Source organism: Schaalia sp. (assembly GCF_050312375.1).
GTDB classification, from domain to species: domain Bacteria; phylum Actinomycetota; class Actinomycetes; order Actinomycetales; family Actinomycetaceae; genus Pauljensenia; species Pauljensenia hyovaginalis.
Window position 1 is genome coordinate 1 of record NZ_JBNOYB010000077.1, and the last position, 18,065, is coordinate 18,065.

At 68.0% G+C, this 18,065-nt stretch carries 18 protein-coding genes; 12 read left to right on the top strand and 6 right to left on the bottom strand.

Features of this window, described 5'->3' with window-relative positions:
• Positions 1 to 96: 96 nt before the first annotated feature.
• The 3 genes from ACQY7V_RS06040 to ACQY7V_RS06050 all read left to right on the top strand — a co-directional run bounded on the left by ACQY7V_RS06040 (position 97) and on the right by ACQY7V_RS06050 (position 4,288).
• A complete protein-coding gene (locus ACQY7V_RS06040) occupies positions 97 to 2,499 on the top strand; it encodes a glycoside hydrolase family 3 C-terminal domain-containing protein (protein WP_428639351.1) in 2,403 nt (800 codons plus the stop codon).
• A gap of 49 nt (positions 2,500 to 2,548) precedes the next feature.
• A complete protein-coding gene (locus tag ACQY7V_RS06045) occupies positions 2,549 to 3,160 on the top strand; it encodes a hypothetical protein (protein ID WP_277298236.1) in 612 nt (203 codons plus the stop codon).
• 108 nt (positions 3,161 to 3,268) lie between these two features.
• Positions 3,269 to 4,288 carry a glycosyltransferase gene (locus ACQY7V_RS06050; RefSeq protein WP_154477357.1) on the top strand — a complete coding sequence of 340 codons (1,020 nt, stop codon included), beginning with the start codon at positions 3,269 to 3,271 and terminating at the stop codon, positions 4,286 to 4,288.
• On the opposite strand, the gene ACQY7V_RS06055 is transcribed toward ACQY7V_RS06050, so the two are convergent.
• Positions 4,281 to 5,603, bottom strand: a complete 1,323-nt coding sequence (locus tag ACQY7V_RS06055) for an ATP-binding protein (RefSeq protein ID WP_428639353.1) — start codon at positions 5,601 to 5,603, stop codon at positions 4,281 to 4,283. The genes ACQY7V_RS06050 and ACQY7V_RS06055 overlap by 8 nt on opposite strands.
• A complete protein-coding gene (locus tag ACQY7V_RS06060; protein WP_320772302.1) occupies positions 5,603 to 6,313 on the bottom strand; it encodes a LytTR family DNA-binding domain-containing protein in 711 nt (236 codons plus the stop codon). The genes ACQY7V_RS06055 and ACQY7V_RS06060 overlap by 1 nt, the downstream gene beginning before the upstream one ends.
• Positions 6,314 to 6,422: 109 nt before the next feature.
• On the opposite strand from ACQY7V_RS06060, the gene glf reads away from it, so the two are divergent.
• The 4 genes from glf to ACQY7V_RS06080 all read left to right on the top strand — a co-directional run bounded on the left by glf (position 6,423) and on the right by ACQY7V_RS06080 (position 10,402).
• Positions 6,423 to 7,565 (top strand): UDP-galactopyranose mutase, encoded by a 1,143-nt coding sequence (glf, locus tag ACQY7V_RS06065; protein ID WP_428639357.1) that lies wholly within the window; start codon positions 6,423 to 6,425, stop codon positions 7,563 to 7,565.
• Positions 7,566 to 7,608: 43 nt separating this feature from the next.
• Positions 7,609 to 8,544, top strand: coding sequence for an AEC family transporter (locus ACQY7V_RS06070; protein WP_428639359.1), 936 nt, complete (start codon positions 7,609 to 7,611; stop codon positions 8,542 to 8,544).
• Between the two features lie 89 nt (positions 8,545 to 8,633).
• Positions 8,634 to 10,259 carry a sodium-dependent transporter gene (locus ACQY7V_RS06075; RefSeq protein WP_303772943.1) on the top strand — a complete coding sequence of 542 codons (1,626 nt, stop codon included), beginning with the start codon at positions 8,634 to 8,636 and terminating at the stop codon, positions 10,257 to 10,259.
• Positions 10,256 to 10,402 (top strand): methionine/alanine import family NSS transporter small subunit, encoded by a 147-nt coding sequence (locus ACQY7V_RS06080; RefSeq protein WP_184452881.1) that lies wholly within the window; start codon positions 10,256 to 10,258, stop codon positions 10,400 to 10,402. The genes ACQY7V_RS06075 and ACQY7V_RS06080 overlap by 4 nt, the downstream gene beginning before the upstream one ends.
• Positions 10,403 to 10,471: 69 nt before the next feature.
• Here the strand turns inward: ACQY7V_RS06080 and ACQY7V_RS06085 are convergent, their stop codons facing one another.
• The 4 genes from ACQY7V_RS06085 to ACQY7V_RS06100 form a co-directional block, all read right to left on the bottom strand.
• Positions 10,472 to 11,347 carry a TrmH family RNA methyltransferase gene (locus tag ACQY7V_RS06085; protein ID WP_303778429.1) on the bottom strand — a complete coding sequence of 292 codons (876 nt, stop codon included), beginning with the start codon at positions 11,345 to 11,347 and terminating at the stop codon, positions 10,472 to 10,474.
• Entirely contained in the window at positions 11,344 to 12,399 is a 1,056-nt protein-coding gene (locus tag ACQY7V_RS06090; RefSeq protein WP_428639362.1) for a quinone-dependent dihydroorotate dehydrogenase, read from the bottom strand. Before ACQY7V_RS06090 ends, ACQY7V_RS06085 begins: the two co-directional genes overlap by 4 nt.
• A gap of 19 nt (positions 12,400 to 12,418) precedes the next feature.
• Entirely contained in the window at positions 12,419 to 12,919 is a 501-nt protein-coding gene (locus ACQY7V_RS06095) for a hypothetical protein (RefSeq protein ID WP_428639364.1), read from the bottom strand.
• A 129-nt stretch (positions 12,920 to 13,048) separates the two neighbouring features.
• Positions 13,049 to 13,639, bottom strand: a complete 591-nt coding sequence (locus tag ACQY7V_RS06100) for a DUF3043 domain-containing protein (protein ID WP_428639366.1) — start codon at positions 13,637 to 13,639, stop codon at positions 13,049 to 13,051.
• Between the two features lie 92 nt (positions 13,640 to 13,731).
• On the opposite strand from ACQY7V_RS06100, the gene ACQY7V_RS06105 reads away from it, so the two are divergent.
• The 5 genes from ACQY7V_RS06105 to ACQY7V_RS06125 all read left to right on the top strand — a co-directional run.
• A complete protein-coding gene (locus ACQY7V_RS06105) occupies positions 13,732 to 15,108 on the top strand; it encodes a M20/M25/M40 family metallo-hydrolase (protein WP_303772947.1) in 1,377 nt (458 codons plus the stop codon).
• The gene (locus tag ACQY7V_RS06110) at positions 15,105 to 16,094 is read left to right on the top strand and encodes a glycerate kinase (RefSeq protein ID WP_428639368.1); all 990 of its coding nucleotides are present in this window, start codon (positions 15,105 to 15,107) and stop codon (positions 16,092 to 16,094) included. Before ACQY7V_RS06105 ends, ACQY7V_RS06110 begins: the two co-directional genes overlap by 4 nt.
• Positions 16,095 to 16,213: 119 nt before the next feature.
• Positions 16,214 to 16,567, top strand: coding sequence for an iron-sulfur cluster insertion protein ErpA (gene erpA, locus ACQY7V_RS06115; protein ID WP_154477369.1), 354 nt, complete (start codon positions 16,214 to 16,216; stop codon positions 16,565 to 16,567).
• A gap of 10 nt (positions 16,568 to 16,577) precedes the next feature.
• Positions 16,578 to 17,549 (top strand): FKBP-type peptidyl-prolyl cis-trans isomerase, encoded by a 972-nt coding sequence (locus ACQY7V_RS06120; protein ID WP_303772949.1) that lies wholly within the window; start codon positions 16,578 to 16,580, stop codon positions 17,547 to 17,549.
• Between the two features lie 131 nt (positions 17,550 to 17,680).
• Positions 17,681 to 18,065, top strand: a 385-nt coding sequence (locus ACQY7V_RS06125; RefSeq protein ID WP_428639371.1) for a hypothetical protein, incomplete at its 3' end; no start/stop codon positions are given.

An 18,065-nucleotide genomic window follows, 5' to 3' on the forward strand; every position in this document is an offset into this window, starting at 1 on the left:
ATACTGCGCCCGCCCCGGGGACCGGCTCCTCCACCACCATCGAAATCCCCGCTCACGGGCATGATCGCCCGAAGTGAAACTGAAGGGAAGACCGCCGTGAACTCCCACGACCTCACGCTCCTCGAAGCAGCCGCCCTCCTGTCCGGCGCCTCCGAATGGGACTCCAGGGCCCTGCCGGCCCGCTCGATCCCCTCCTTCGTGATGTCCGACGGCCCTCACGGCGTCCGCCGCCAGCTCGGCAGCGGCGACCACCTCGGGATCGCGGCTTCCGAGCCGGCGACCTGCTTCCCGACGGCCGCCGCCGTCGCCTCCTCATGGGACCCCTCACTCGCCGAGGAGATGGGGGCCGCCCTCGGCCAGGAGGCGCGCGCCCTCGGCGTCGACGTCCTCCTCGGACCCGGGCTCAACATCAAGCGCTCCCCGCTGTGCGGGCGCAATTTCGAGTACTACTCCGAGGACCCCCTTCTCGCCGGACGGATGGCGGCCGGACTCGTGCGGGGCATCCAGTCGCAGGGCGTCGCCGCCTGCCCCAAGCACTTCGCCGTGAACTCCCAGGAGCTGCGGCGCCAGGCCTCGGACTCGATCATCGACGAGCGCACCATGCGCGAGATCTACCTCACGGGCTTCGAGATCGTCGTCAAAGAGGCCCGCCCTCGCACCCTCATGTCGTCGTACAACATGGTCAACGGCACCTACGCCCACGAGAACCCCGAACTCCTCACGACGATCCTGAGGCGGGAATGGGGATTCGAGGGGATGGTCGTCTCCGACTGGGGAGGATCGAATGACGCCGCAGCGGCCGCCGCCGCCGGAGGCAGCCTCGAGATGCCCGCCCCCGGCCTGGAATCCGCCCGCCGCATCGTCGAAGCCGTCGAGAAGGGGCTGATCGACGCCGAAGACGTGTACGCCAGGGCTCAAGAGGTCCTGGACATCGCCTTCGCCGCCCCCTCGAGGGGTCCGCGCCCCGCCCTCGCCGCCGAGGAGCACGCCGCACTCGCCAGGCGCGTCGCCGAAGAGTCGATCATCCTGCTGAAGAACGATGAGGACCTCCTGCCCCTGGCGCCCGGAACGAGGGTCGCCGTCATCGGCGACATGGCGAAGAACCCGCGCTACCAGGGCTCCGGCTCCTCCCAGGTGAACCCCGCATCCTTGGAGACGACCCTCGGAGTCCTCGCCGGCTTCCCGCTCGACACAGTCGGATACGCCGCAGGATACGACCGCCTCGGCAAGCCCGCCCCCGCCTTCGTCGCAGAAGCGGTCGGGCTGGCCCGAAGGGCCGAGGTCGCCCTCGTCTACATCGGACTCGATGAGCTCTCCGAATCGGAGGGCCTGGATCGCGCGCACATGCGCATCCCCGCCGTCCAGGTGGAGCTCCTCGAAGCACTCGCATCGACCGGCGCGAAGATCGTCGTCGTCCTCTCGGCCGGAGCATCGCTGGAGATGCCCTGGGAGGGATGCGCCCAGGCGATCATCCACCAGTCCCTGTCGGGCCAGGCGGGCGCCTCCGCCGCGCTGCGCGTCCTCACCGGAGCCGTGAACCCCTCGGGCCGCCTCGCCGAAACCTACCCGGTCCGCTACGAGGACCTGCCCGTCTCATCCTGGTACCCGGCCACGGGCCGCTACTCGCTGTACCGCGAGGGCCCCTACGTCGGCTACCGCTTCACGAGCACGACCGGCACGGCGGTGACCCGCCCCTTCGGCTTCGGCCTGTCGTACTCGAGCTTCGCCTACTCCGATCTGCGCATCAGCGACGAGGGCGCGAGCTTCACCGTGACCAACACCTCGAAGCGCGCCGGTGCGGATGTCCCCCAGCTCTACGTCGAATCGCCCGGAGGAGTATGGGGACCCGTCCGCGAACTCAAGGGATTCACCAAGATCCATCTCGAAGCGGGGCAGTCCGCTTCGGTCACCATCCCCTTCGACGAGTACACCTTCCGCCACTTCGACGCCTCCCGCTCGGCCTGGAGCGTCGAGGGCGGCACGTGGCGCATTCGCATCGGCCGCAACTGCGAAGACCTCGTGCTCGACGGGCAGATCACGATCGAGGGGGAGGAGGCGCCTCATCCGAACGAGGAGCTCGGGGCCTACCTGAGCGGGCGCGTCACCGACGTGAGCGACGCCGAATTCGCCGCCCTCCTCGGACGCGAGGCTCCTGAGGAATCGGACTCGGGCCCCCTGAAGGATTCGGACCCGCTCTTCCAGATGAGCCGCGCCGCCTCGCCCCTCGCCCGCTTCGGCGCACGAGTGCTCGCGAAGAAGAAGGCGAAGGCGGACGCGACGGGGATCCCCGATCTCAACATCAACTTCATCTCCAACATGCCCTTCCGGGCCCTGGGGAAGATGAGCCACGGCCTCGTCTCGCTCGAGATGGTCGACGGACTCGTCGCCCTCGTGAACGGCCGTCACCTCAAGGGGCTCGGGGCCCTCGTCGGGGGCTTCTTCTCCAATCGCAGGGCCAATCGGGCGACCCTGCGCCGCCTCGACGCCCCCCACGACTGAAGGCCTCACGGCCGCACGACCCGAACTCACAGCGAAAGCGACGACACACATGAACGCGTTCACCCGGTGGTGGAAGAACTTCTCCGAAGAGCATGAGACGGCCTCCCAGTTCATCGTCTTCTTCATCCTCTCCAACGGCGTCACCGTCCTCCAACTCATCCTCATGCCCGCGTTCAAATGGGCCTTCGGGAAGACGCCGATGGTGGACACGGCCTTCCAGTTCCTGCCGATCGGGGTGAGCGACGGCCAGACGGTCCATCTCTTCGACTACGCGGCCGGCGCCATCCAGGACGGCGGGGGAGGGGGGCTCGCCTACTTCCTCGCCGTTGAGATCACCCTCCTCATCGCGCAGGTCATCAACTTCTTCGCCCAGCGCAGCATCACCTTCAAGTCGAACTCGTCCGTGTGGCGCGCCGCCTTCTGGTACTTCGTCGCCTACGTCGTCATCACGGTCGTCGCCGCGGCGCTGCAGGTGCTCTACAAGGATCCGATCTACTCCTTCTTCACCTCGGCCATGGGCGGCGCCGGGGAGACGATCGCGGACGTGATCACCATGATCATCAACTCGGCGATCTCCTTCTGGGTCTTCTTCCCGATCTTCAAGGTCATCTTCAAGCAGGTCCCCGCCGGGGATGGGCGAGAATCCGAGGTTTCGGCCTGATCGGCCCGCGGGGGCGCGGGGCGGTTCGGTTCAGGGCCGACCGCCCCGTATCCTTAGGGGACCGAGGCCCGTTCCCCTTGGCCGACACGGAAATCGAAGGAAAACGACATGACAGCGCAGGCGCCGCTCCTATCCGTCATCGTTCCGGCGTACAACTCCGAGGCGTACCTCGACCGGGCGCTCGCCACCCTGGTCGACTACGACGGCGAACTCGAAGTGCTCATCATCGACGACGGCTCCACGGATCGCACCGCCGAGATGGCCGATGAGTGGGCCGCCCGTCATCCCGGAGAGGTTCGCGCGATCCACCAGGAGAACAAGGGGCACGGCGGCGCCGTGAACGCCGGGATCGCCGCGGCCACGGGCGGGCACGTGCGCGTCGTGGACTCCGACGACTGGGTCGACCGTTCCGCCATGCGCAAGGTCCTCGACCTGCTCCGCGATGAGCGCGCCGCGGGGCGTGAGCTCGATCTGCTCGTCACGAACTACGTGTACGAGAAGCAGGGGAAGACGCACAAGGCGACGGTCCGCTACCGGAACGTCCTGCCGCAAGGGCGGACGATCGGCTGGGAGGACGTCAGGCCCTGCCGCTACGACCAGTACATCCTCATGCATTCGCTGACGATGCGCACCGCCCTCGTGCGCGAGTCGGGGCTGCATCTGCCCGAGCACACCTTCTACGTCGACTACATCTACTCGCACGCGCCGCTCCCGTGGGTGCGCACGCTCCGCTACCTCGATGTCGATCTTTACCGCTACTTCATCGGGCGGGACGACCAGTCGGTCAATGAGCCGGTGATGATCTCGCGCCTCGATCAATTGATGCGAGTCAACGCCGTCATGGTCGACTCGATGCCCGATCGTGACGCGGTGCCCGAGAACCTCTACCGGTACATGGTCCACTACCTGCGGATCAACTTCGTGGTCTGCACGATCATGGCGATCCTGTCGGGAAGCGCCGAGCACCTGGCGATGAAGGACCGGATGTGGGCCGATCTTGAGGCGAAGGACCCCACGGCCGCCCGGGCCGTCGAAGACGATCTCCTCGGACGGCTCATCCGCAGGCGCTCCGACAGGTTCTTGAAGACCGGCTACAGGATCGCCCGGACGATCCTCGGATTCAACTGAGCGGATCCGAGGTCTTCGGCAGGATCACGGTGAGCGTGAACCACTGGCCGTCGAAGCTCGTCGACAGCTCGCCGCCGTACTTGCGCGCCGTGTAGCGGATCGACTTGATGCCGAAACCGTGCCGACGCCGATCGGGCTTGGCGGACACGAAGTTGCCGGACTCGTCCTGGGCGACGGCGGCCGAATACCAGTTCTCAACGCGGATCACCGTCATCTCGCCCATGGCGTGAAGCGCGAGCTTGATGATCCGGTGCGAGGGATCCTCGACCCGGCGCGAGGCCTCGATCGCATTGTCGAGGGCGTTGCCGAAGAGCGTGGCGATGTCCATCGAGCTCATGGCGCCGAGCAGCTTGCCATCGGCGACGGCCGTGAAATCGATGGAATCGGCGTTGCACGCGGAGGCCTTCGAGGCGAGGATGACATCGAGCACCGGGTTGCCCGAATGGTACTGATGGCCGAGGGCGTTCACGGACTCCTCCAGTTCGGCGAAGTCGGCGCGCTGCGCCTCGGGGTCGACTTCGGAGCGGATGAGCGCGATCTGGTGCTTGAGATCGTGGTGGGCGCGTCCGAGCTCCTCGACGGCGGCCTTCGACTGCAGGTACTGGGTGTGCTGAGCGTCGAGAGAGGCCTGGATCGAGGCCACCTCCGCGCTCGCCCGGATCTGCATGATGCGCTCGTGCTGGGCGTAGAGGGCCGCGAGGCCCGCGAGATCGACGAGGGTGCGGATGTAGAAGACCTCCGGTCCGAGGCGGCCCGAGAAGGGCGTCGAGGTCGACAGGAAGGACAGGTTCGACATCGCGAAGGTCGTGAGGGCGATGAGGAGCCCCATGAGGAGGTCCTTGTTCTCAAGGGAGAGCGGCTCCTCGGAGGAGAAGTTCCGGTTCTCCAGGGCGCCCCAGACGGGGACGGCCACCGCGTAGGAGGCGGACATGACCGCGATGCCGAGGGCGCAGAGCGGATCGACATGGGGGAGGAAGTACACCTGGAGCTGCCATTCCAAGGAGGCGAGGAACTCCGCCAGGATGAAGGCCCGGAAGGTGAGGTGCCAGGCCGCCACCCAATGGGCCCCCGACAGGAGCTTCACGGAGGCGAGGATCCCCAGGACCGCGACGAGCATCCCGGGGATCCACAGTGAATCCGGCAGGCGCCCGGCGAGGAGCTGGATCGCGATGAGGGCGATCAAGGACACGGGGGCCCCGATGGCGAGCCTCCGGTTGGGCCCCTTGCGCGTGAGCAGGACCACGTAGAGGACGACCGCGCTCCATTCGGCGGCGGCCGTGTAGAGACGGGGGATGTCCGGGAGCGGTTCGAACATCAGCGGACACCGCCCGCGAAGGCGGCGAGCGCGGAGAGGAACTCCTTCTTCCGGGGCCTGGAGATCCGCAGTTCATGCCCGCCCGTCATGACGCACGACTGATCGCGAACGCCGCGCACGTGGGCGAGATTCACCAGATAACCGGAGTTGGACCGGAAGAAGTCCCGGCCCTCGAGCTGGACCTCCATCTCCTTCAAAGTGCCCGCGACGGAGATGACCCCGTCGACGGTGTGGATCTCGAGGCGGTGCTTCACCGATTCCACGTAGACCACATCGGCGATGTCGACCCGTGAGACCTCCTGGCCGGATTGAAGGAGGAGAGAGGCGCTCCGCCGCTTCCTCGCGATCGCGATCGAGCGGGAGAGCTCCTGCTCGAAGGCGAACCAGGGGAGCGGCTTCAAGAGGTACGAAGTGGCGTCCACCTCGTAGCCCTTGATCGCGAATTGGGGCGAGGAGGTGATGAACACGAGGACGGTCTGCTCATCGAGCTCACGAATGCGCTTCGCCGCCGTCATTCCGTCGACGGCCCCCATCTGAATGTCCAGGAGCAGCACGTCGAAACGGGGACGGTACCCCTTGAGGATCTGGGCGCCGTCTTCGAAGACCGAGACCTCGAAGGCCTCCCCGTGCTCCTGCTCGTAACGGCGCAGATAGTCGAGGACGAGTTTGCGACTGACCGCATCATCTTCGACGATGCCGATCCGAATCATCTGCCCGCTCCTTCCGCAGCGCCTACACCCCGCGCAATTCTACGGGAGCAGGGCCGAGCAGCCGTTTCCGGGTAGCATGAACGACAACATCGCTTGGGAAGGACACCTCATGGATCTCCTCGTCGTCGGATCGGGATTCTTCGGCCTCACGGTGGCCCGCAGGGCGGCCGAAGACCTCGGCATGCGGGTGACCGTCATCGAGCGGCGCGACCACATCGGCGGCAACGCCTGGTCCTCGATCGACCCGGAGACGGGCGTGGAGGTCCACCGCTACGGCACGCACCTGTTCCACACCTCGAACGAGCGCGTGTGGGAGTACGTCAATCGCTTCACCGCCTTCAACTCCTACCAGCACCGCGTTTACACGAATCACGGGGGCGAGGTCTACCCGCTGCCCATCAACCTCGGGACGATCAACCAGTTCTTCCGCGCCGCCCTCGGGCCGGCGGAGGCGCGCGCCCTCGTCGCCGAACAGGCCGGGGAACTGGCGGGCCAGACGCCGACCAATCTCGAGGAGAAGGCGATCAGCCTCATCGGTCGGCCCCTCTACGAAGCCTTCATCAAGGGGTACACGGCGAAGCAGTGGCAGACCGATCCCACGGAGCTCGACCCGGCGATCATCGCGCGCCTGCCCGTGCGCCTCACCTATGACAACCGCTATTTCAACGACACCTACGAGGGGCTCCCCCTGGACGGCTACGGGGCCTGGCTCGAGCGCCTCGCCGACCACCCCCGGATCGAGGTGCGCACCGGCGTCGACTTCTTCGACGACTCCCACCCCTTCTCGAAGTCGAGGACCGTGGGACAACTCGGCATCGTCTACACCGGTGCGCTCGACCGCTACTTCGACTACGAGGCGGGCCGCCTCACCTGGCGCACCCTCGACTTCGAATCCGAAGTCGTCGACACCCCCGACTTCCAGGGCTGCTCGGTGATGAACTACGCGGACCAGTCGGTGCCGTACACGCGCATCCATGAATTCGCCCACCTCCATCCCGAGCGGGATCGCTCAGGCGCGCGCAACACCTTCATCATGCGGGAGTACTCGCGATTCGCCGGAGCCGAGGACGAGCCCTACTACCCGGTGGCGGGCCCGGCCGACCGCGAGGTCCTCGCGGCCTATCGCGAGCTCGCGGCGGGGGAGGACAAGGTCCTCTTCGGCGGGCGCCTCGGCTCCTACAAGTACCTCGACATGCACATGGCGATCGCCTCCGCCCTGACGCGCGTCGACGAGGTCGTCTCCACCTGGTGAGGCCCGGGGGCGCCTTCGCCCGGCCACCTCCTATGCTGGTCGGGTGGGCCCCATCATCTCCTCGATCGCAGGGATCGGAATCGTCATGGGAGTCGGCTGGCTCCTGCGGCGCTTCGGTGCCCTGGGCGACGAGGGCGTGCGCGCGCTCACCTCCGTCGTGTACTGGGCGGCATCGCCCGCCCTCCTCTTCCACGCCGTCTCCGAAGCGGACATGGCGACGGTCGTCGGCGCTCCCCTCGCCGTCGCCGCGGTCTGCGGCATCGGCTCCGCCCTCGTCTTCAGTCTCATCTCCGTGCCGGCGCTGCGCCTCTCGCGCGGCGACCTCGTCCTCGGGGCGATGTCGGCCTCCCTCAACAACGCCGCCTACATCGGCATTCCCATCGCGGTCTACGTCCTGGGCGATGCGAGCAGAGTCGTACCGGTCATCGTCTTCCAGCTCGGCTTCTTCACGCCGATGTTCTTCGTCCTCGCGGATCTGGCCGGATCCGGACGCGCGCCGACGCTCAAGGGCGTCCTCGCAACCGTGTATTCGAATCCGATGGTCATCGCCGCGGCGCTCGGCTTCGCCTGCTCGGCCCTGAAAGCCCCCGTCCCCGAGGCGATCGCGACGACCGCATCGATGCTCGGCCAGGCGGCCCCTCCGATCATCCTCATCGCCTTCGGAGCATCCCTGGTCGGCTCGAGAGCCCCGATCCTCCCCGCGAACGCCGCGGCGGTCCTGCTCGCCTCCACCTGCAAACTCGCAGTTCAACCGCTCATCGCCCTCGGCGCCGGGACCCTGATCGGCCTGCGCGGCCCGGAGCTCATGACCGTCACCGTCATGGCGGGGATGCCGACCGCCCAGAACGCCTTCATCGCAGCGACGCGTGCGCGAACGGGGGAGAGGATCGCCCAGGGATCCATCATCATCACGACGCTCGCGGCGCTGCCCCTCACGATCCTCACCGCATGGCTCTTCAGTCTCGCGGGCGCGATCTGATCGCACCGGGCGTCTGAGAAATGGACGCCCTTCCTGGGGCGGGCGCGAAGCGCCTAGCCTGACTGGGAAATCCTGTGAAGGAGAATCCCATGTCAACATCATCAGCAACGGTCCAGCAGCCGAAGCGCCAGGACACGTGGACCGGTCAGACCGGCTTCCTCCTCGCGGCCATCGGCTCCGCGATCGGCCTGGGGAACATCTGGCGCTTCCCGGGCGTCGCCTATTCGAACGGCGGCGGCGCCTTCCTCATCCCGTACCTCGTCGCCCTCATCTTCGTCGGCATCCCGATGCTGTGGCTCGACTACTCGCTCGGCCACAAGTTCCGCGGTTCACCGCCGTGGGCGCTGCGCCGCATCCGCGCCGGGGGCGAATTCATCGGATGGTTCCAGGTCCTCGTCTGCTTCGTCATCCTCGTCTACTACGCGGCCGTCATCGCATGGTCGGCCCAGTACACGATCTACTCGGTGAACCAGTCCTGGGGCGATGACGCGCTCGGCTTCTTCACGGGGGACTTCCTCCAGGTCGTCGGCGGGGACGAGTTCTCGTGGACCCCGGTCGCCGCGGTGGCGATCCCGCTCGCCCTCGTGTGGGTCTTCGTGCTCCTCATCCTCGGCCGCGGACTGTCCAAGGGCGTCGAGGCCGCGAACAAGATCTTCTTGCCGCTCCTCGTCGTGCTCTTCGTCGCGATGGTCGTCCGCGCCCTCTTCCTCGACGGCGCCGTTGAAGGCCTCAACGCCTTCTTCACCCCTCAGTGGGCCTCCCTTTCGGACCCGCACGTGTGGCTCGCCGCCTTCTCGCAGGTCTTCTACTCCCTGTCGGTCGGCTTCGGCATCATGCTCACCTACGCGTCCTACCTCAAGCCGAAGACCAACCTCACGGGAACGGCCCTGGTCGCGGGCTTCGCGAACTCGTCCTTCGAGATCCTCGCAGGCATCGGCGTGTTCTCGGCCCTGGGCTTCATGGCCCACGGGCAGGGGGTCGCAGTCGGTGAGCTCGAGGGCCTGACCGGGCCGATCCTCTCCTTCGTGACCTTCCCCCAGATCGTCTCGATGATGCCGGGCGGTTCGCTCTTCGGCGTCCTCTTCTTCGCCTCCCTCGTCCTCGCGGGCGTCACCTCGCTGCTCTCACTGCTCCAGGTCGTTTCCGGCGGGCTTCAGGACAAGTTCGGCTTCAGCCCGGTGAGCGCGGCCCTCGCCTTCGGCGTCCCCGCGGCGATCGTCTCCCTCGTCCTCTTCGGCACGAAGTCGGGCCTCAACAACCTCGACATCGTCGATAACTTCATCAACAACATCGGCGTCGTGTCCGGCGCCGTCGCGATGGCCCTGCTCGCAGCCGCCTTCAGCCCGAGGCTCAAGGGCCTGCGCGCCCACCTCAACCTCGTCTCGACGGTGAAGGTCCCCAGGGCGTGGGACGGGCTCGTCGGACTCGTCGTCCCGGCCGTCCTCATCTTCATGCTCTTCTCCGCGATCGTGGGGTACGTGCAGGAGGGCTACGGCGGCTACGCGCAGTCCTTCGTCAACATCTTCGGATGGGGGTGCGTTGCCTTCGCGCTCGTCGTCTCCGCCATCTTGACCCTGCTGCCGTGGAGGCATCACGGCGTGTCGGCCCAGACGGTCGCCGAGCTCCTCGCCGAGGATGACGCGCCCCACGGACCCGGGACCGAGGTCCCCGTCGAGTCGAACCCCGTCGCCCTCCGGGAAGGAGTGGAGGAATGAACGCCACCGCGATCTTCATGATGCTTCTCACGATCCTCCTCGTCTGGGGCGGTCTCGTCGCCTCGGTCGTCCTGCTCAGGGTCCTGCCGGATCCGCAGATCGACGACGCCGAGCTGGATCGCAGCCTCGGCAACGACGAATAGGGCCCGGATCATGACGAAGGGCGGTCGGAAGTCTTCTTCCGACCGCCCTTCCTCCGTACGGCGCCGGCTTTAGCGGGGCTCGCCTCCGAGGCGCCGGGTCGCCCAGAAGACGACGGCCGAGGCCGCGGCGACGTTGAGCGAATCCACGCCCCCGGACATCGGGATCCTCACGACGACATCGGAGTTCGAGATCGTCCGCTTCTTGAGGCCGTCGCCCTCGGTGCCCATCACCAGGGCCAGGCGCGCATCGGGGGCGCTCACGCAGGGAAGAGCGACGAACTCGTCGAGGGGGACGGAGTCGTCGGACAGGGCGAGCGAGGCGACGGTGAACCCCGCCGCGTGCAGTTCATCCATCGCGGGCCAGCGCTCGATCCGCGTCCACGGCACCTGGAAGACCGTCCCCATCGACACCCGGACCGAACGCCTGTACAGGGGATCGGCGCACGAGGGCGTGACGAGCACGGCGTCGACGCCCAGTGCCGCGGCCGAGCGGAACGCCGCTCCGACATTCGTATGATCGACCAGGTCCTCGAGGATCACGACCCGGCGCGCGGGACGGCCCTGGCGGGCCTTCGCGAGGAGTTCTCCGACCGGTGGGAGTTCGGGGCGCTGCATCGCGGCGAGGGCGCCCCGGTGGAGGTGGAAGCCGGTGATCTCCTCCAAGAGGGGCTCCGGCGCCATGAAGATGGGGACGTCGGCGCCGTCCGGCGCCCCCGTCGCCTCCTCGATGAGCGGCGCGAGATCGTCGAGCCACCGGGGCGCCATGAGGAAGGAGCGCGGCCGATGACCGATCTGGAGGGCGCGGAGGATGACATTGGTCGATTCGGCCATGTAAAGGCCGCGTTCGGGCTCGAGCTTCGAACGCAGTTGAACATCCTTGAGACGGGTGTAGTCGGCGAGCTTCGGGTCGGCGGAAAGGTCGGGGGAGTCCAGGGCGATGATCACGCGCGGCCCCTCGCGAGTTCCCGATTGACTTCGCCCGGCCATGAGGGGCCCTCGAAGACGAAGGCGGTGAAGGCCTCGACGAGGTCCGCTCCCGCGGCGAGCATCGCGCGCGCATCGTCGGCGCTGAAAACACCGCCGGTCCCGATGAGCACCTGCTCGTCATCGAGGTGCTCGGCGACGAGGCGCACGACCTCGAGGGCGCGCTGACGCAGAGGGGCCCCCGAGACTCCGCCGTCGCCGAGATCATGAGCGATCGTCGTATTGGTCGCGACGACGCCCGCCATGCCGAGCTCCTTGACGAGGGCGACGATCTCGAGGATCTCCGCATCCGCCAAGTCGGGCGCGATCTTGACGAAGAGGGGCACATCCCGATTCGAGACGCGGCAGCCTTTCTGCGCGGCGAGGAGGATGGGGCGCAGATGCTCGACGGACTGCAGGTCCCTGAGCCCGGGGGTGTTGGGCGAGGAGACGTTGACGACGACGAAGTCCGCCCAGGGGGCCAGGAGGGTCGCGCAGTACTCGTAGTCCCCGGCGGCGCGCTCCTCCGGGGTGGTCTTGTTCTTCCCGATGTTGACCCCGACGATCGCAGCCCGTCCCTCGCGCGTCGACCTGAGAGCGCGCAGGCGCTGCGCCGCCGTATCGGCGCCCTCGTTGTTGAAGCCCATCCGGTTGCGCAGGCCATCGGCGTCCATGAGGCGCCAGAGGCGCGGAGCATCGTTGCCGGGCTGCGGCTTCGGCGTGATCGTCCCGACCTCGACGAAGCCGAATCCCATCGCCGTGAGGCCCAGAATCGCGCGCGCGTCCTTGTCCATGCCGGCGGCGAGCCCCAGGCGCCCGGGAACGAGTCGCTCACCGATGTAGACCTTGCGCTTGCGCGGCATGCTCGCCACGTCAGGGGCGTCGAGGTGACCGATCGTGGCCCGCATGAGCCGCCGGGTCAGCGCGCAGTCGCCCGCGAGCCCGATCGCGCGGATGCCCGCGTGATGCGCCCACTCGGGATCCGTCCGGTGAATGACGGTGCGGAACAACCATGAATACGCTGCACGGATCATGGCCCCGATTCTATGCGTCTCAATCCCACCAGAGCCACCAGCACAGGGCCCCGGAGGCGCGGCGCAGGGCCCTCAACTCGTCGGGTGCGCCTCGCGCCGAATCGAGGCCGAGGGCCGTTTCGAGCTCGCTCCAGCGATCGGATTCGCGGAGATTGAGGGGATCCGGAGGCGCGAGTCCGGGCAGGGCCGGGACGAAGAGCCCGTCGATGCTCACCCTCTCGTCCCAGCGCGGGGCCGATACGAGGTAGCCCGAGAGGGCGAGGCCCCCGTGCGTCATCGCCGCGCGGAGGAGCTCATCGACGCGCGGACCGTTGTTCTGACGATCGGCGAGGTTTAGCTCGGGAAGGAGCTCGAGGAGCCGCTCGGCCTGGGCCGCCCCCAGCCCCTCGAAACGGACGAAGTCCGCGAAGGGCCGCGGATGCACGAGGAACGGCTCGAGGATCGCCGCGGCCCCCGAGGAATCGGTCCAACCGGAGGGGGCGTACAGGCACGGACTCGATGCGCTCAGATCGACTGACAAGGTGGTCTCCTCTCCCTATGGGAAGAGGAGACCACCTTGAGGCCCGCGGTGCCCGCCCGAGCGCCGTGAACTGTGGACAAGCGCTCCTGCCCGGATCCTGGGGAGGAGCGGAACGGGGCTGCGCGGCGGCTACTTCGAGGCGACCTCGGGGAACTCGCCTCGAGCCACCAGGGGGCGCGGAGAGCGCCAACGACGCGCCATGATCATGCGCGAATAGGTGTAGTACCAGGTCCCCTTCGGGATCGAATCGTTCGGGAAGCGCAGGGCGATCCGCTTCTTCAGGCGCTGCCAGACGATCACGCCCTCGATGATCGACACGGCGAACAGGGAGTACAGGCCGATCGTGAATCCCACCATGATGAGCGCGCCGAAATCGGTCTGAAGGGACCTCACGAAGGAGGAGGCCATCATCGCCACGAGGAAGAGGACCATGAGGGGCAGGAGGAACTCCGAGAGGGACCAGCGGGCGTCCACCCAATCGCGCACGAAGCGGCGGATCCTGCCCTTGTCCCGAATCGGCAGGTAGCGCTCATCACCGGTCTCCAGCGCCATCCGCTCGCGGGCGAAGGCCTCATCCCGCTTCTGGCGGGCCAGCCTCTTCGCCTCTTTACGATCTGCGGGGACGAGCGGGCGCGCGTTCCGCGCCTGCACGTCCTTGCGCTTCGGGGTCGGGCGGCCCTTTCCCGTGCGGTCGGCGCGGGCGTTGTGAGAATCGGACACCTGGAGTCTCCTCGTGCCTTCTGTGACTGTGAACCCCTTCAGGCTAGTCGATCGCGGGCGCGCCGGTTGACGGGCTCCACTACTCTGGCCGCATGACTGAAAAACACGACTCCGTCCTCCCGTCATCAGAAATCGCCTCCCGCGTCGATGCGGCCTTCGATTCCCTGCTCGATGAACTCGCCGCGATCGTCGCGATCCCCTCGGTGTCCTCCGATCCGGCTCACGCCGACGATCTCGAGCGCTCGGCGATCCACATCCGCGACCGTTTCGCCGCCATCGGCCTCGAAGCCGAGGTCCTGTCGGTCGACACCCCCGAGGGCGTCGCCGGCAAGCCGGCCATCGTCGCCAGGTCGCAGCGGATCGAGGGCGCCCCGACGGTCCTGCTCTACGCCCACCACGATGTCCAGCCGACCGGGGACCTGTCCCGCTGGACCTCCGACCCCTTCGTCGCGCGCATCGAGGGCGATCGCATGTACGGGCGCGGCGCCTCGGATGACGGCGCGGGCGTCGTCGTCCACCTCGGGGCGCTGCGCGCCCTCGGCGCGGATCTGCCCGTGAACGTCATCGTCTACATCGAAGGCGAGGAGGAGATCGGATCGCCCTCGTTCACGAACTTCCTCCAGACCTACAAGGAGAAGCTCAGCGCGGACGTCATCGTCGTCGCCGACTCCGACAACTGGAAGGTCGGCGAGCCGGCCGTCACCGCGAGCCTGCGCGGCAACGCCGTGGCGACCGTCGACGTGACCGTGTCGGATCACGCGGTGCACTCGGGGATGTTCGGCGGGCCGATGCTCGATTCGGTGACCCTCGCCTCGATGCTCATCGCCTCCCTGTACGACGACGCCGGTGACATCGCAGTCGCCGGCCTGGGCGGTCGTGACAGGGCCGACGTCGACTGGCCGGAGGCGGAGTACCGCGAGGCCGCCGGGATCCTCGAGGGCGTGCGCCTCGCGGGCACGGGCGACCTGGCGGCCCGGACCTGGACGAAGCCCTCGATCTCCGTCATCGGCTTCGATGCACGGCCGGTCGCCGACGCCTCGAACACGATCGCCCCGCACACGCGCTTCAAGCTCTCGATGCGCGTCGTCCCCGGCGTCGACCCCCACGAGGCCATGGATCGCCTCGTCGAGCACCTCGAGTCGCACGCGCCTTTCGGCGCGCGCGTCGAGGTGACCCCCAATGAGTTCGGACCGGGATATCAGGCAGACCTCGAATCGCCCGTCACGCGCCTGCTCCACGAGGTCCTCACCGAGGCCTGGGGGCACCCCTCGGTCAATATCGGGGTCGGAGGATCCATCCCCTTCATCTCCGACTTCCAGCGCCTCTTCCCCGAGGCGCAGGTCGTCGTCACGGGGGTCGAGGATCCGATGACGAACGCCCACTCGGAGCAGGAGTCGCAGTCGATCTCCGACCTGCGCTGCGCGATCCTCGCGGAGGCGCTGCTCCTGACCCGTCTGCCGCGCCTGTGAGCCGACGCGTCCTCATCGCGGGGCACTGGGCCGGCGCCCGGGCGCCGATGCCCTCGAGCCGCGCCGCCCTCGAAGCGGTCGCACGGGGTTTCGCGTCCCGTCGGCCGGACTGGGAGGTTTCGCTCCTGCCCTTCGGGGCGGGGGCGGCCTTCGAGGAGGCGCTGCCCGATGAGGCGATGAGGGCGCGAGCGGTGTCGATCGGCGTCGACGAGCCCTCGACCCTCAGGGCCGGTGGGAGGGCCCGTGAGATCCTCGAAGGGGGCGCCACCCCCATCGTCGAGGGCGCGAACGTGCGCTCTCCGGATGCGGGGATCGGATTCCTCGCGGGTTTCACCGGGTGCCCGTTCCCGTCGTCCGCCCTTCCCCTCGCTGAGCGCCTCGAGGCCGTGGCGCAGCTGATCGCCGAGGGCGAACGGGCGCTCGCGAAGCGGGACCTCATCGCCGCGGCCTCGACCTCGCGGCCCCTCCTCGGCCTGGACTCCGTCCTCGCCGTCGACGTCGATCTCGAGGCGCGGCCGTATCAGGACCGGGACCTGTCCCTCGTGCTCGCCCGGCTGCTCGCGCGGGCGCCGAGCCGATCGCTGCCACTCCTCGACGCGAGCTCCGAGGCGGCGGCCCCGGGGCGGATGCCGGGTTCGGGGCTCGGCGGGGGAGCTGGCGCCATGATCGCCGCGATCGGGGGGAGGATCGTGGACGCCGCGGCATTCCTCGCCGTATCGACCTCGCTGTCCGACATCGTCGAGGACTGCGACCTCGCCCTCGTCCTCGAGCCCGGTCTGCATTCGCCCGGGCTCGCCGAGGCGATGCTCGACACCCTCACCCGCGCCGCCTCCGCGGCGGCGATCCCCGTCGTGGGAGTCGGTGAGAGCTCTTCGCTGTCGAGCCATGAGCGCGCCGAATGGGGCCTCCACGGGCAGTTCGTCACCGAGGGGCGCGTCGATCTCGAAGAAGCCGGATCCAGGATCGCGAGGACCTGGACCCGCTGAAAAGGCGCGGGGTGGGATCCCTCACCACTGGGCCGTCCGTGCCCGCCCCGCCTGGCAGAGCGCGGATCGCGAACGTAGGGTGGGACCGATACGAACACCGTACGCACGATTGGAGCATCATGTCCGACACCGGCATCGAAGCACCGGCTCACGAGGTCGTCCTCACGGACGCCGCTGCGGCCAAGGTGAAGAGCCTTCTCGAGCAGGAAGGGCGCGACGACCTCCGACTGCGGATCGCGGTGCAGCCCGGCGGCTGCTCGGGCCTGATCTACCAGCTCTACTTCGACGACCGTCTGCTCGACGGCGATGCCGTTCGCGACTTCGACGGGGTCGGCGTCGTGGTCGACCGCATGTCCGTCCCCTACCTCAACGGCGCAACGATCGACTTCGCGGATTCCATCGAGCGCCAGGGTTTCACCATCGACAACCCGAACGCCTCGAACACCTGCGCCTGCGGCGAGTCCTTCCACTGAGGAGATGACGATGAAGAAGACCGTACGCGCACGCATCGGCGCACTCGCCCTGTCCATGGCCCTCGTGGCCTCGCTCGCGGCATGTTCGTCCGCCGACTCCGCCCAGTCCGCGTCCTCCGATCAGTCGAGCGCCCAGTCCGCGTCCGACGCGCCTGAAGTCGACCGGAGCGGCAAGGCGAATTTCCCCGATGTCACCGGGGGATTCGGCGAGGATCCGGAGATCTCGGCGGGCAAGGGGGATGCGCCGACGAAGATCAGCGTCAAGACCCTCAACGAGGGCAAGGGTGAAGCCCTGACCACGACCGACACGGTGATGGTCAACTACGAGCTCGCCCTCTGGGACGGCACGAAGGTCGAGTCCTCCTTCGAAACGGGCAAGCCCGCGACCTTCTCGCTCCAGCAGGTCATCCCCGGATGGACCTACGGCCTCGAAGGCGCCCACGTCGGCGATCGCGTCGAGATCGTGGTGCCCTCGGAATTCGGCTACGGCGATCAGGGCAATTCGTCCATTCCCGGAGGATCCACCCTCGTCTTCGTCGTCGACGTCCTCGCCTCCTCCTCCGGCTCGCAGGCCGATGCGCAGACCCTGTCGAAGGGCCAGCCTTCGGGCGAGACCGCCCCTGAGGGCATCGTCGTCGAGGGCGAAGCCGGGAAGGAGCCGACCCTCAGCTTCACGGAGGGGGCCGCGGCTCCTGCGGGCGACTCGCGCACGACGATCATCAACGGCGCCGGCGATGAGATCAAGGCGGGCGACTACGTCCTCTACCGGGCCGTCGGCGGCGTCTTCGGCGACAACGCGACCGTGAGCTCTGCATGGCAGCAGGGCCCGCTGGCGGTCCCCGCGGATCAGGTCGAACTGGTCGGCGCTCATGTGGGCGATCGCGTCGTCTTCGTCATGGACACGGGCGCGGCGGCGGAATCCGGCGCTTCGCCGATGACCGTCATGGTCATCGATCTCGTCGGCGTCATGCGCGCGCAGTGACGTCCCGGGCCCGGTGACGGGTTTCAGCGCCGCGGGCGGTCCTCTCATCGGGGACCGCCCGCTCGTGCGTACAATGGGCACGATCGCCGGGCGCTGCGTGCCTCGGCGCCGAACCACAGGAGTGCACATCAGTGAGTGAGAACACCGTCCGCGTCCTCGTCTTCTCGGGCGACGTCGATAAGCGACGCGCCGTCATCGATGGGATCGGCCTGCGGGCCTCGAAGAACACCCCGGTCATCGAATGGTCCGAGGCCGCCACTCCCTTCGGCGCCAAGGAACTCGTCGAGTCCACGGACTTCGCCTTGCTGATCCTCGATGCGGAGACCACCAAGGAGGGCGGGATGTCGCTCGCGCACGAGCTCCGCAATACGATCGATGAGCTCCCCCCGATGATCTTCCTGACCGCGCGCCAGCAGGACGACTGGCTCGCCACCTGGGCGGGCGGCGCCGCGGCGATTCCGGATCCCCTCGATCCGATCGTCCTGCAGGAGACGGTCGCCCGGGTTCTCGCAGTAT